General features: G+C 46.3%; 13 protein-coding genes and 1 riboswitch. Of the genes, 11 read left to right on the top strand and 2 right to left on the bottom strand.

Translation table 11 applies throughout. The features are described 5' to 3' along the window. Positions 1-95 precede the first annotated feature (95 nt). Positions 96-237: riboswitch (yybP-ykoY riboswitch) on the top strand. A gap of 70 nt (positions 238-307) precedes the next feature. The 7 genes from ACPEPR_RS07245 (at position 308) to recJ (ending at position 7,817) form a co-directional block, all read left to right on the top strand. Beyond that, a complete protein-coding gene (locus ACPEPR_RS07245) occupies positions 308-883 on the top strand; it encodes a TMEM165/GDT1 family protein (protein ID WP_016658743.1) in 576 nt (191 codons plus the stop codon). A gap of 183 nt (positions 884-1,066) precedes the next feature. Next, complete coding sequence (locus tag ACPEPR_RS07240; RefSeq protein ID WP_286421353.1) at positions 1,067-1,864, top strand: MBL fold metallo-hydrolase; 798 nt, start codon at positions 1,067-1,069, stop codon at positions 1,862-1,864. 108 nt (positions 1,865-1,972) lie between these two features. Then, positions 1,973-2,338: a YkgJ family cysteine cluster protein gene (locus ACPEPR_RS07235; RefSeq protein ID WP_075167288.1), complete on the top strand. Its 366-nt coding sequence runs from the start codon at positions 1,973-1,975 to the stop codon at positions 2,336-2,338. Positions 2,339-2,517: 179 nt separating this feature from the next. After that, the gene (gene guaB, locus ACPEPR_RS07230) at positions 2,518-3,984 is read left to right on the top strand and encodes an IMP dehydrogenase (RefSeq protein ID WP_005180795.1); all 1,467 of its coding nucleotides are present in this window, start codon (positions 2,518-2,520) and stop codon (positions 3,982-3,984) included. Positions 3,985-4,110: 126 nt separating this feature from the next. Further along, complete coding sequence (gene glmM / locus ACPEPR_RS07225) at positions 4,111-5,448, top strand: phosphoglucosamine mutase (protein WP_005180793.1); 1,338 nt, start codon at positions 4,111-4,113, stop codon at positions 5,446-5,448. Positions 5,449-5,459: 11 nt separating this feature from the next. Then, positions 5,460-6,116 (top strand): pyridoxamine 5'-phosphate oxidase, encoded by a 657-nt coding sequence (gene pdxH, locus ACPEPR_RS07220; RefSeq protein ID WP_005180791.1) that lies wholly within the window; start codon positions 5,460-5,462, stop codon positions 6,114-6,116. Next, entirely contained in the window at positions 6,117-7,817 is a 1,701-nt protein-coding gene (gene recJ / locus ACPEPR_RS07215) for a single-stranded-DNA-specific exonuclease RecJ (protein WP_423562221.1), read from the top strand. 51 nt (positions 7,818-7,868) lie between these two features. Here the strand turns inward: recJ and ACPEPR_RS07210 are convergent, their stop codons facing one another. Both ACPEPR_RS07210 and ACPEPR_RS07205 read right to left on the bottom strand, forming a co-directional pair. Beyond that, positions 7,869-8,669: a putative porin gene (locus ACPEPR_RS07210; protein WP_104513194.1), complete on the bottom strand. Its 801-nt coding sequence runs from the start codon at positions 8,667-8,669 to the stop codon at positions 7,869-7,871. Between the two features lie 172 nt (positions 8,670-8,841). Further along, positions 8,842-9,618 carry a putative porin gene (locus ACPEPR_RS07205; protein ID WP_104513195.1) on the bottom strand — a complete coding sequence of 259 codons (777 nt, stop codon included), beginning with the start codon at positions 9,616-9,618 and terminating at the stop codon, positions 8,842-8,844. A 514-nt stretch (positions 9,619-10,132) separates the two neighbouring features. Between ACPEPR_RS07205 and prfB the strand changes: the two genes are divergently transcribed. From prfB to ACPEPR_RS07185, 4 genes are all read left to right on the top strand, one after another. After that, positions 10,133-11,228, top strand: a protein-coding gene (gene prfB / locus ACPEPR_RS07200; protein WP_104470758.1) for a peptide chain release factor 2 whose coding sequence is annotated in 2 segments (ribosomal slippage) — positions 10,133-10,204 and positions 10,206-11,228 — 1,095 coding nt in all. Because the reading frame shifts where the segments join, the coding sequence is not laid out codon by codon here. Between the two features lie 166 nt (positions 11,229-11,394). After that, the gene (locus tag ACPEPR_RS07195; RefSeq protein ID WP_104489264.1) at positions 11,395-11,694 is read left to right on the top strand and encodes an ArsR/SmtB family transcription factor; all 300 of its coding nucleotides are present in this window, start codon (positions 11,395-11,397) and stop codon (positions 11,692-11,694) included. 45 nt (positions 11,695-11,739) lie between these two features. Next, positions 11,740-12,819 (top strand): alkene reductase, encoded by a 1,080-nt coding sequence (locus ACPEPR_RS07190; protein WP_423562220.1) that lies wholly within the window; start codon positions 11,740-11,742, stop codon positions 12,817-12,819. Positions 12,820-12,925: 106 nt separating this feature from the next. Beyond that, the gene (locus ACPEPR_RS07185; RefSeq protein ID WP_423562219.1) at positions 12,926-14,206 is read left to right on the top strand and encodes a 3-deoxy-D-manno-octulosonic acid transferase; all 1,281 of its coding nucleotides are present in this window, start codon (positions 12,926-12,928) and stop codon (positions 14,204-14,206) included. Positions 14,207-14,250 lie beyond the last annotated feature (44 nt).

Below are 14,250 nucleotides of genomic sequence, written 5' to 3'. Positions count from 1 at the left end.
CTCTGTTGCGAAGAACGCGCAAAGTTGAAAAAACCCTGCTTCGGCAGGGTTTTTGCTTTTGGTACTTGAGTTTTTTCTGTGGCCGATTACAATAACAGCACTTCATTGGGGAGTAGCCGCTTTTTACGCAAAGTAAAAAGGTGATGGTCAACATATTTGCTCAACAGGGCATGGTCATCATAGCAAAGAACCAAAATGCTTTTCTCAAGCTTTCTTTTGTTGGCAAGACCTTTGATTTATCACTCTGCAGATTTGGCTAGCAGGAGGGATAGGTCATTGGTATGTGTGCTAGCCAGAGAAATCCATCATGTATGAATTCCTGATCTCAACTGCAATTGTCGCTTTGGCCGAAATGGGTGATAAAACCCAGCTGTTGGCCCTGTTACTGGCGGCCCGCTTCCGTAAACCGCTGCCAATTCTGCTGGCGATTCTGGCCGCCACCCTGATCAATCACGGTTTATCTGCAGCCTTGGGACAATGGATTACCACCATTTTAAGTCCTGAAATTCTGCGCTGGATTCTGGCACTCGGTTTTATTGGAATGGCGATCTGGATGCTGATTCCGGATCAGCTGGATGATGAAAATGAAAGCATCAACAAATGGCAGAAATACGGGGTGTTTGGTGCCACCTTTATTCTGTTCTTCCTGGCAGAAATTGGTGATAAAACCCAGATTGCAACTGTAGCCCTGGCCGCGCGTTTTGACAGTATTTTCTGGGTGATGATTGGCACCACCTTGGGGATGATGATTGCCAATGCGCCGGCAGTATTTATCGGCAATAAAATGGCAGAGAAATTACCGGTATCCTTGATTCATAAAATTGGTGCACTGATTTTCCTGATCATCGGGGTCAGCACCTTGTTGCAATATTATTTCTTTTAAAGGCTGCTACTGATTTTGGCCCAATCTTCCCGGTTGGGCTTTTTTATGGGCTGAACCTGACCCGTGCTTCTACAAAATAGTTGAAAGTTAAATTGTATATTGATTGTAAGTTGGCGGAATACCCTTTATTTTATAGGGAATTAAAAATTTAATGTAAAGATAAGATTTTTTTGGGGACAAGGTATGGCGTTCGATCGCACCACATCACAAGTATTATTTGATAATGGCACGCATAAATGTATCAGTTTCACCAGTCTGGTCAAAGGTGAGGGCGTACAGGCCAACCAGTTTCTGATTCTGGACAATGACCGTGCTGCGGTTCTGGATCCGGGCGGCGATTTGACTTATGTGCCGCTGACCATGGAACTGAATAAATATACCCGCCTGACCAATCTGGACTATGTGATGGCATCGCATCAGGACCCGGATATTATTACCTCAATGCCGCGCTGGCTGGTGTATACCGATGCCAAAGTGGTGGCTTCGAAACTGTGGGCGCGTTTCTTGCCACACTTGAACTCGGCCTTTATGAGTGACCGGATGAAAGGCAACTGGCTGGAGCGTCTGATTGAACTGCCAGATCATGGCCAGGTGATTCCACTGGGACAGGCATCCATTGTCGCCATTCCTGCGCATTTTCTGCATTCGGTCGGTAATTTCCAGTTTTATGATCCGGTGGCTAAAATCCTGTTTTCCGGCGATATGGGCGCTTCAATGGTCGAAGATGCGTCCAAGCCGTTAGAAAACTTTGCCGCGCATATTCCAAAAATGAAAGCTTTTCATCAGCGTTATATGTGTACCAATAAAGTCATCCGTTTATGGGTGAATATGGTGCGTCAAATGGATGTCGAAATGATTGTACCGCAGCATGGTACCGCGTTTGTGGGCAAGGAGCAGATCAACCAGTTCCTGGACTGGATTGAAACGCTGGAATGCGGTGTCGACCTGATGGATGAGTCGGTATTTACCTGTCCGACTTAAGCCAAAAAATCGCGTAAAAAAACTGAAAAAATAACTTGAGTGTAAAAACAACATTTTTTATATTTTCTTCCCCAAAAAAACTCTTTTTTGATGACGAGAATTTTAACAATGTTGTCTCAAGTTGCTTCCTCAGATGCGTGTCTTAGCTGCGGCGCATGCTGCACCTATTTTAGAGTTTCATTTTACTGGGCAGAAGGCATTCCCATGCCTGAGCATTATACCGAACCGGTAAATGCCCTCTATTCATGCATGAAAGGGACCAATCAGGCCAATCCGCGTTGTATTGCGCTGGAGGGAACGGTCGGACAACAGGTCAGCTGCTCTATGTACGAGCAGCGCAGTTCCAGTTGCAAAGAGGTACAGATTGCCGATGAGCAGTGCAATAAGGCACGCCGTGCGCATAACCTGATTCCTTTAGTGCTGGTCGAAGCGGCCAATGATGGCCAGGACCCGGATTTTGACCGGGTCAGTTAAAGACTTCAGCATCCAGATGCTGTTATCGTAGAAAAGCAGGCCATGGCCTGCTTTTTTCATCAGCAAACTCATCCGAATTGTCAGGATGTGCGGAATAAATAATTATTTATGCAATAACAAATGAAATTTATAGCAAGATTTGTTTATAATAGCGCACGGAAATTACCAGTGAGACTGTTATGTTGACCATCGTTCAAGAAGCGCTAACCTTCGATGATGTCTTATTACTCCCTGCCTACTCAACTGTCCTCCCAAAAGATGTCTCTCTAAAGACACGTTTAACTCGCGGCATTAATCTGAATATTCCTCTTGTGTCTGCAGCCATGGATACGGTGACTGAATCTCGTATGGCCATTGCAATGGCGCAAAATGGCGGTATTGGTATCCTGCATAAAAACATGGATATCGCAGCGCAGGCGGCTGAAGTACGTCGTGTGAAAAAATTTGAAGCCGGTATGGTCAAAGACCCGATCACTGTGACCCCAGAAACCACAGTACGTGAACTGATTGCCTTAACTCAAGCCAACAACATCAGCGGTGTTCCTGTGGTGAAAGATGGCAAAGTGGTGGGCATCGTCACCGGTCGTGATACACGCTTTGAAACCAATCTGGAGCAGCCGGTCAGCAACATCATGACCGGTCAGGACCGTCTGGTGACGGTGCGTGAAGGCGAATCAAAAGAAAATATCCAGGCACTGTTGCAACAGCACCGTATTGAAAAAGTACTGGTGGTGGGTGAGAACAACGAACTGCGTGGTTTAATTACGGTCACCGATTTCCGTAAAGCCGAACTTTATCCAAACAGCTGTAAAGATGACCTCGGTCGTTTACGCGTAGGTGCTGCAGTCGGTACCGGTGTAGAAACCCCAAGCCGTGTAGAAGCGCTGGTTGAAGCTGGTGTGGACGTGATTGTAGTCGATACTGCACACGGTCACTCTGCCGGTGTAATTGAACGCGTACGCTGGGTAAAACAGAACTATCCGCAAGTGCAGGTCATTGGTGGTAACATCGCAACGGGTGATGCTGCGCTTGCGTTATTAGATGCCGGTGCAGATGCAGTGAAAGTCGGTATTGGTCCGGGTTCTATCTGTACCACCCGTATTGTGGCCGGTATTGGTATGCCGCAAATCTCGGCGATTGACTCTGTAGCAAATGCATTAAAAGAACAGATTCCATTGATCGCGGATGGTGGTATCCGTTTCTCTGGCGATATGGCCAAAGCGATTGGCGCAGGTGCCAGCACGATTATGGTCGGTTCACTGCTGGCTGGTACTGAAGAAGCACCGGGCGAAGTTGAATTCTTCCAGGGCCGTTATTACAAGGCTTATCGTGGTATGGGTTCATTGGGTGCCATGGCGGGTGCAACCGGTTCTGCAGACCGTTACTTCCAGGACTCTAAAGCCGGTGCTGAAAAACTGGTGCCAGAAGGTATTGAAGGTCGCGTACCGTACAAAGGCCCAATGGGTAATATCGTGCATCAGATGATGGGTGGTTTACGTTCATCAATGGGTTATACCGGTTCTTCAACCATTGAAGACCTGCGTCAGAATGCCAAATTCGTGAAGATTACTGCAGCCGGTATGTCTGAATCTCACGTGCATGATGTGACCATTACCAAAGAAGCACCGAACTATCGCGTTGGTTGATTTTTGGTAATTCGCCTTATAGAAAAGCCGTCATAAATGTGACGGCTTTTTTAATTTTGGTGTAAAGTAAGCGTGTTGAAACAGGATGATGAAAATCACCATAACCCTATAAGAAGTGAGTAAGACATGAGTTATTTTGGAACCGATGGTATACGTGGCAAGTTTGGGGAGCTTCCAATTACACCAGAGTTTGCATTGAAACTAGGTTTCGCGGCAGGTAAAGTTTTAAAAAAATACAGCAAGAAAAATAAACCGATTGTGGTACTGGGCAAAGATACCCGTCTGTCAGGTTATATTCTGGAATCGGCGCTACAGGCTGGTCTGAACGCTGCCGGTATTTATGTACATTTACTGGGGCCATTGCCGACCCCCGCGATTGCACATTTAACCCGTGCCTTACATGCCAGTCTGGGCATTGTCATTTCTGCATCGCATAACCCGTATTTTGATAACGGGATTAAATTCTTCTCCAGCGAAGGCAAAAAACTGCCGGATGAACTGCAGGAAGCGATTAATCAAGAACTCGAAAATGAAATTCAGATTGAAGATAACGCCAATCTTGGTAAAAGCTTCCGCGTTAAAGACTCTGCTGGACGTTATATCGAATTCTGTAAATCGACCTTTCCTTATCATTTCGATCTGAACCATTTAAAAATTGTGGTGGACTGTGCCAATGGTGCAGCCTATAACGTTGGTCCGGCGGTATTTAAAGAGCTGGGTGCCAAGGTCATTCCGCTATATAACACCCCAGATGGTCTGAATATTAATGAAGATTGTGGTTCGACCCATCCGGAACAGTTACAGCAGGCGGTGGTAGAACATCAGGCGGATTTGGGCATTGCCTTTGATGGCGATGCTGACCGGGTGATTATGGTTGACAAAAATGGTGAGCAGATCACCGGCGATCATATTCTGTATATTCTGGCGACGCAGGCCAAAAACAAACCGGCAGGTATTGCCGGAACTGTCATGAGCAATATGGCACTGGAACTGGCGTTAGAAAAAGCTGGAGTCGAGTTTGTCCGGGCCAAAGTTGGTGACCGCTATGTGTTGCAGGCGCTTGAGGAAAATGGCTGGAATATCGGCGGTGAGCCATCGGGCCATGTCCTGACTCTGGATAAAAGCACCACTGGTGATGCGATTATTGCTGCATTACAGGTCTTAACCGTCATGGTAGAGCAGGGCAAAGCCCTGCATGAACTGGTTGCCGATTTTAAACTGTTCCCGCAAGTGCTGGTGAATGTACGTTTAGAGGCCATGTTTGACCCGTATGCCGTGCCCGCTTTAGTGGAAGAATTTGGTAAAGCAGAAGCGCAGCTGCAAGGCCGTGGCCGTATCCTGATTCGTAAGTCAGGCACTGAACCGGTGATTCGTGTAATGGTCGAAGGGGATGACCAGCAGGAAGTGACCGTACTGGCCAACCATCTGGCCGATGCCGTGCGTCATCATGCGATTGCTGCCTAAGGGGAGTATAGATGTCTGATTTAATTAAAGACTTAAGTGAATTACGTTTAAGCTATCAAAAAGGCGAGCTGCATGAGTCAGCCGCTTTGGCTGATCCACATCAGCAGTTCTTAAACTGGTTTAATCATGCACTGGAAATCAAACTGCATGAACCCTATGCCATGTCTTTGGCCACAGCCAATGCGCAGGGCCGTCCGCATGTGCGTACCGTGCTACTGCGCGGTGCAACCGAACTTGGTTATGACTTTTATACCAACTATGACAGCCAGAAAGGCACCGACTTACTGGAAAATCCTTATGCGGAATTGCTGTTTTACTGGCCGGAACTGGAACGCCAGATTCGGGTTAGCGGCCGGGTGAGTAAAATTCCGGAGGAAGAGTCGCATCTGTACTATAACAAGCGTCCACGTGACAGCCAGATTGCGGCGCATATCAGTACCCCGCAAAGTGGTGTGATTGCCAGCCGTGAAGCGTTGCAACAGCGTTTTGCACAGCTTGCTGCCCAGGTGGGTGAGCAGGATGTACTGAGCAAGCCGGAATTCTGGGGCGGTTATCGTCTGGAACCGGATTATTATGAATTTTGGCAGGGGCGCCCGAATCGTTTACATGACCGTTTAAGTTATGAAAAAACCGATGGGGCATGGACACTGCAACGATTGATGCCTTAAATGTCGAATATACAGATTAAACAACGACCTTTTCTGACACGCCCTGAAAGTTTTCAGGGCGTGACGCCGTTGATTGCCCAGATTTTGGCGCGACGTGGTGTGCAATCCGAGCAGGAACTGGAACTGAAGCTGAAACACTTGCTGGCGCCGACCATGAAAGGGCTGGATCAGGCCATTCAGCTTCTGGATCAGGCCATTGACGGGCAAAAAGAGATTGTCATTGTCGGTGATTATGATGCCGATGGTGCCACTAGTACCGCCTTAATGGTACTGGCCTTGCGTGAATTGGGTGCCAAAGTGCAGTATCTGGTGCCGGACCGGTTTAAATATGGGTATGGCCTGACCCCGGCAATTGCCGATCTGGCCTTTACCCGTTTTCAGCCTGATTTATTAATTACCGTTGATAATGGTATTTCCAGTCATGCCGGCGTGGAACGAGCGCAAGCACATGGTATGCAGGTTATTATTACCGACCATCACCTGACTACCAAAGCCACACCAGCGGCGGATGCCGTCGTCAATCCGAACCAGCTCGGCTGCGAATTTCCAAGTAAAGCCTTGGCGGGCGTCGGGGTAGCATTTTATGTCTTGGCCAACCTGTCCAGCTATCGTAAAAAACAAGGCAAATCCAGCAGCAACCTGACCCAATATCTGGATCTGGTGGCCTTGGGCACCTATGCCGATGTGGCCAGTCTGGACTATAACAACCGTATTCTGGTGGATGCCGGACTGAAAAAAATCCAGCAACATCTGTGTCGGCCGGGAATTTCAGCACTGCTGGATATAGCCGGACGAGAGGCAGCCAGCCTAAAAGCCCAGGATTTAGGTTTTGTGTTGGGACCACGGATTAATGCCGCGGGCCGAATGGAAACCATGGATATTGGTATTGAATGTCTGCTGGCCAATGATGCACAAACTGCTTATCGCTTCGCTGAACAGTTAAACCAGTTAAATGTAGAGCGTCGTCAGGTTGAAGGGCAGATCAAGCAGGAAGCATTGCAGGAACTGGAAAAAATCCAGCTCGATGCTAGCGAACTGCCTGCGGCCTTAATCATGTTTGAGCCGCACTGGCATCAAGGGGTGATTGGTATTGTCGCAGGTCGGCTGAAAGAACAGTTCCATCGCCCGAGTATTGTGTTTGCGGCTGATGAAGATGGTATTCATATTAAAGGGTCGGCACGTTCCATTGATGGTATTCATATCCGTGATGCGATTGAACAGGTAGCCGAGCAGTATCCGCATCTGGTCAGCCATTTTGGTGGACATGCAGCTGCGGCCGGACTGACCATTCAAAAAGCTCATTTTCAGGAATTTAGGCAGATTTTTGAACAGCTGATTGCCAGCATGGACCCTGAGCTGTTTCAGGCCACCTTATGGACCGATGGCGAATTGCCGGTAGAAGATTTTCATCTAGACACTGTGCATACCTTGCAGCACTTGGCGCCGTGGGGGCAGAAATTTCCACCGCCAATTTTTGAGGGACAATTTCAGATTGTAGATTATCGTTGGCTCAAAGATGTACATCTTAAATTACGCGTGGCTTTGGAAAATGGGCAGGTGATTGATGCGATCGCCTTCAATGCAGCCGATAAATATGAATTTGATCCGATGAAAGATACGCGCTTGGTGTATGAGCTGGATAAAAATGTCTTTAATGGCAATGTCAGCCTGCAAATGCGGATTATCCATTTAGAACAATAGGCCATAAAAAACCGCTCGAGTGAGCGGTTTTTTGACTTTTAATCGGAATGATTAGAAGCGGAAAGTACCATTGATACCAAACGAGTCAATACCGTCAGTTGTGTGGTAATTTACACCTGCTGCAATAGTTGGCGTAAAGAATTTTTGAGCTTTAATACCGAACAGTGTATCTGAACCATCTGCAGTAGAATCAGCAATAGATAGACCTACACTGAGAGTTGGATCGATATAAAGATCAGCAGCTAAGCGATAAGTTGTTTCATCGCCAATATAAGTTAAACCTTCAAAATTGGTAAAATGATTGCCAATTTGAGTCACGTATTTGGCACGTAAAGATAATGCAGTGTCATCACCTACAGTAACTGCATTTGAAAGATTTGCGATGAAGCCATAGTCTGCTACTTGAACTGGATCTACGCTTTCATTTGCAGCACCTACTGCTAATAACAAGCCATTAATTGGTAAGTAACCAACTTCAAGCGCATAACCGGTATTATCGTCACCTGCAAAATCAACTTGGTTAATGGTACCGCCCACATAGAATTGTGTATTTGGAATATAGAATTCTCCGCTCACACCAAAGACATCAATATCTTCATCGCCATCACCGCTGGCATTGGCATAACCTAAGCCAATATTGCTTGCTTTATTTAGGAAAGCAGCTTCTGCAAGTGGAGAGTTTTTAACTTGGACAGCGTTTAAGTAGTATTTTCCATTGATGAAAAATGTATCTAGATCCCCAAGGTTATCGATATCAGTGTTTTCATACCCTACATTAAGTTCAGCTTGATAAGCGTGTGCAGTTCCTAGGCTAGCAATAAGTGCTGTAGCAAGAGCAAGTTTCTTCAACATTTAGATTTTCTCTCTTTGTTATAAAAATATGACTGTTTTATGAACAGTTGTAACAAATTGTACAGTTTATATTCGTTCAGTCAATGTGCAAAAACTACCTAAATGCTTCTTATCAGTGCAAAAAACCCATCCGAAGATGGGTTTTTTTACGATTTATACGTTTCTATACAGATTAGAAGCGGTATTTTGCTGCTACACCAAAGCGGTTGTAGTCGTTGCTACCTGCTTCACCGAAACCGACACGACCTTCAAGGCTGACTTGTGGGGTGAAGAATTTACGGGCATTGATACCAAACTCGCTGTTGTCGTTCAGATCATTGTTGTAATAATCTGCACCGATACTCAGGGTTTTATCAATGTAGTAATCTGCTGCTAAGTTATATTCGTCCAGATCGCCGAATGCTGCACCGGCTTCAAGGTTAATATCTTTACCATTGCTTAAGGTAGTGACATATTTGGCACGTAAGGTAGGGTCTACACCGTCGTCATAGTCATTGTCATAACCTTTTAAACCTGCAGCAATTAACAGACCCGGTGCTGGCAGATAACCTACTTCTGCACCATATACAGTGGTATCAAAATCGCCACCTCTGTCAAATTTAATGTCATCACGTCCGACATTACCGCTCAAGTAAAAGTCCGAATTAGGTACAAAGTACTCTGCACCTACACCATATTGATGACGTTCATCATTACCGAGTTCGTCATATTGGTATTTGGCATTTACGTTGCTGGCACGATCAAGGAAGGCTGCTTCTGCCAAAGGCGCATTACGCGTTTGAACAGGGTTAAAGTAATAGGTACCATCTACACCAAAAGAACCACTTGTGCCGCCATGATCTGGATCAATTAATCCTGCAGAAGCACCAATTTCAGCTTGGTATGCATGTGCTGTACCTGCGACTGCGAATACAGATAAAAGTGCTGAAGCAATTGCTAGTTTTTTCATGGATCTTACCCCTCTGAAATCAGGTTGACTGTTTAATTTTTTGTTACAACTTCAGTCTAGGCCAAATAAAATTTTGGTCAATTCAGCAAAAGTTACCGCATTGTTTCAGCTGTAATATTGTGTAATTGATTAATTTTAAGATATTGATAAATAATATAAAATAATTAATGTTTTGTTTTATTAAAAGTATGGAGATTCTGTGAATTTAGGTCAATTTGTATAATTTTTGCGCTGTATTATAAGTTATGATGCGGCTTTGTAAAACCCTTTTGCGAAAGATGAAAAATTTCATTTTTATCAATTTGAAAGCCAAGAACGGGCAATTAAACCGAATTTTAAATGCGTTTTTTTCTTGATCTTTCTTCTAGTTTGCTGGTCTCTGTAGGTTGTGCCCATCATGGCCGTCTAAGTTTATATCCATCATTTTAGTTGAGTGGATGCAGGCGCCTCTTACTCCTGATTGGCTCTATGCTACAATACACGGGTTTTATCGATATTTTTTGAGAGCATTCACGTGGAAATTAATCCTTATCTAAACCAGCTAAAAGACTTGAACGAACGTGGTCAAACACTACGGGGGTATCTTTGACTACGATCTTAAAAAAGAGCGTTTAGAAGAAGTTCTCCGTGAATTGGAAGATCCGGCCATCTGGAATGACCAGAACCGCGCCCAAGCCATGGCCAAAGAAAAAGGCGAGCTTGAGAACGTTCTGAATGTATTAGACGGTCTGGCAACACAGCTCGAAGATGCGCAGGCAATGCTGGATCTGGCGGTGGAAGCCGATGAAGAAGCCATGCTGGAAGATGTGCAGGCCGAATTGAGCGCCGCTGAAGAAGAGTTGGCAAAACTTGAATTCCGCCGGATGTTTAACAATCCAATGGACCCGAACCCGTGCTATGTCGAAATTCAGGCCGGTTCTGGCGGTACCGAAGCACAAGACTGGGCTTCAATGCTACTGCGTATGTATATGCGCTGGATTGAGCGTCATGGCTTTAAGGCCGAGCTGATGGAAGAATCAGACGGTGATGTGGCCGGGATTAAATCTGCGACTATTCGTGTAGAAGGCGAGTATGCTTATGGCTGGTTGCGGACTGAATCGGGTGTCCATCGTTTGGTGCGTAAGTCACCATTTGACTCGGGTAACCGCCGTCATACGTCATTCTCTGCAGTGTTCGTTTCACCTGAAGTAGATGACAATATTGAAATTGAAATCAATCCGTCAGATGTCCGTACCGATACCTATCGTGCATCGGGTGCTGGTGGTCAGCACATTAACAAAACTGACTCTGCCGTGCGTTTAACCCACATTCCAACCGGTATTGTGGTGGCCTGTCAGAACCAGCGTTCACAACATGCCAACCGTGACCATGCCTGGAAACAGTTACGTGCCAAACTCTATGAACTGGAGATGAACAAACGTAACGAAGCTGCGCAAGCGCTTGAAGATTCCAAGTCAGATATCGGCTGGGGCAGCCAGATCCGTTCTTATGTATTGGATGACTCGCGGATTAAAGACCTGCGTACCGGTGTCGAAAACTCCAACACAGGCGCAGTGCTGGACGGTGATCTGGACAAATTTATTGAAGCGAGCTTAAAGCAGGGGCTTTAAGCCGCTGGCAATAAAAAAGTATCAACAACAAGGCACTAGTAGTGTAAAACTAATATATCTAAAAAAATCGATATATAAATCGAAAAAATACGATATATTGGATAAGAACACTGAATAGTGCTTTGTTGCGTTCCTTGAACACAGCCTGATGCGACGTGCCTGAATTATGGATATTGATTTAATTTTTAAAGCCTTAGCCAATCCGACGCGCCGACAAATCTTGCTCTGGTTAAAACATCCGGAACAGTTTTTGTCAGAAGAGCAGTGCGGCGGCTTTCAACGTGGCGTCTGTGCCGGCAATATCGAAAAACTCGGTAAGGTGTCGCAGTCAACCATGTCCAATCATTTATCTGTGTTACAGCAGGCCGGTTTAATTCAGGCTGAAAAACATGGTCAATGGTCCTATTTCTCCCGCAACGAAGCCCTGATTCAGCAATATATTGAATTTTTAGAAAGCTCACTCTAAGACAAAACAGCATCTGTTTGGTCGCGTGCAGCTACAGAGGCATCTATGGCAGAACTGAATACTCCCTTAACCCTGGGTCAACTCCAGTTAAAAAATCGTGTGGTGATGGCACCCTTAACCCGTAGTCGGGCTACGGATGATCGCGTTCCGACGGCATTAATGGCGGAATATTATGCCCAGCGTGCCAGCGCCGGTCTGATTATTTCTGAAGCCACAGTCATTTCTGAAGAAGCCAATGGCTATTTAAATACTCCGGGCCTGTTTAGCGATGCTCAGGTTGAAGGCTGGAAGCTGGTCACCCATGCAGTGCATGAGCGCGGCAGTTTAATTGTGGCGCAGTTATGGCATGTAGGTCGTGTTTCACATCCAGATTTACTCAATGGTGCAACACCAGTATCGGCAAGTGCGGTACAACAAGCAGGTTATGTCAGTTTGTTGCGTCCTAAACGTGAATATGTGTTGCCACGTGCCTTAGAAATTTCAGAAATCCACGCCATTACCGAGCAATATAAACAAGCCGCCATCCGTGCCAAAGAAGCAGGATTTGATGGGGTAGAGTTGCATGCAGCCAATGGTTATTTGATTGATCAATTCCTGCAAAGCAAAACCAACCAACGTGACGATGAATACGGTGGTTCGGTTGAAAATCGTGCGCGTTTCTTGTTAGAAGTGATGGACGCCTTAATTGAAGTCTGGGGCGCTGGTCGTGTTGGTGTGCATTTAGCACCACGTGGTGATGAGCACGACATGGGAGATGATGATCCACGTGAAACCTTTGGCTATGTCATGCAGCAATTGGGTCAGCGTAAAATCGCCTTTTTCTTTACCCGCGAATATTTAGCCGAAGACAGCATTTCCGAAGAAATGAAAGCACGTTCAGGCGGTGTGCCATATATCGCGAACATGCGTTTAAGTCGTGCCGATGCCGTGGAATTACTGGCTTCGGGCAAAGCCGATGCCGTGTCTTTTGGTAAGGCTTATATTGCCAACCCGGATTTATATGAACGTCTGCTGGATGATGCACCGCTAAATGAACTGCAGCTGGAAACCATGATTGGGGTGCAGGGTGCAGCAGGCTATACCGATTATCCAACTCTGGCTGAAAGCGTGGTGAATGCCGACTAAAGCAGCCGCGTTGTTGCTTTGCTTTTTTATTTGGAGCCATATCCATTAACATGCGGATAGGGCTCTGTTATATTCTCAGGGCAAAAAATCAGTTTGAGGCATCTCTTTGGCTACTCCGTTTTGGTATAACGCAGCGTTATCTGTTCTAAAACCGTTGTATCGGTCGCGTATTAAAAAGCGGGCCGAGAGTGAAGCGCAGTATCAGCAGGAAATTGTAGAGCGTTTCGGGCCATTTCAGCCGCCGAAAAATCTGCAGGCGATCTGGTTTCATGTGGTCTCGGTGGGGGAAACCAATGCGGCCCAGCCTTTAATTGAACATTATTTAAAAGCCGGTCATCCGGTGCTGGTCACCAACACCACCAAAACCGGACAGGCACGCGCTAAATCTCTCTTTCTGAAAGCACCGCATGAGGCGCTGTTTCAGGCAGTGTATTTGCCAGCCGACCAGAAACATCTGATTGCCGATTTTTATCAGAAGTATCAGCCCAAATTATTATTGTTGATGGAAACTGAGCTGTGGCCGAACCTGATTGATCAGGCTCAAAACTTCCATGTGCCGTGCCTGTTGCTGAATGCACGGCTGTCCGAAAAATCGGCCAAAGGCTATGCCAAAGTCTCCGGCCTGACCCGGGCGATGTTGCAGGGTTTGACGCAGCTGTTGGTACAAGATCAGGCCTCACATAGCCGTTTTGTGGCACTCGGTGCAGTTGCTGAACAGACCCAGGTGGTGGGTAGTATCAAGTTTGATATTAGTGCGCCGCCGGCCTTTATTGAACAGGCCAACATGTTGCAGCAGGACTGGCAGCTGGCAGGCCTTAAAGTGATCACACTGGCCAGCACCCATGCTCCAGAAGAAAAAGATGTGCTGGCCGCGTTAAAACCAGCCCTGATGGCAGATCCGGCGCTGGTTTGTATTGTGGTACCGCGCCATCCGGAACGTTTTGATGAGGTCTTTCACGCGGCACAGGCCTTGGATTTGCGTACCCAACGCCGCAGTTTGGGACAAACTATTGAAGCGAATACCCAAGTCTATCTGGCCGATTCAATGGGCGAAATGTGGCTCTGGTACGGTCTGAGTCAGGCCTGTTATGTCGGTGGTTCTTTAAATGAACCGGGCGGTGGACACAATATTCTGGAGCCGATTGCGCTGCATGTGCCGACTATTCTGGGTAAGAATTATTTTAACTTCCAGACCATTGTCGATGAGTTTGTCGACGCTCAAGCGGTGGTGGTGGTAGAGAATGCTGAACAAGCGGCACAGACCATGCTGGAGATCTTATCGGATTCCTCCAAAGCACTGACTTTAAATACTGCAGCACAAAAGATTATGCAGCAGAATCAGGGTTCACTGGCAAAGCATATTTCGGTGATTGATCAATATCTTTGATGATATTCTGATGGGTAAAGAAGCTGATTTTCATGGATTTACGA

The organism is Acinetobacter sp. AND/436 (assembly GCF_049546925.1).
In the GTDB taxonomy this organism is placed as follows: domain Bacteria; phylum Pseudomonadota; class Gammaproteobacteria; order Pseudomonadales; family Moraxellaceae; genus Acinetobacter; species Acinetobacter indicus.
The sequence above is the reverse complement of the archived record's forward strand: the minus strand, read 5'-3'. Positions and strand labels throughout refer to the sequence as shown.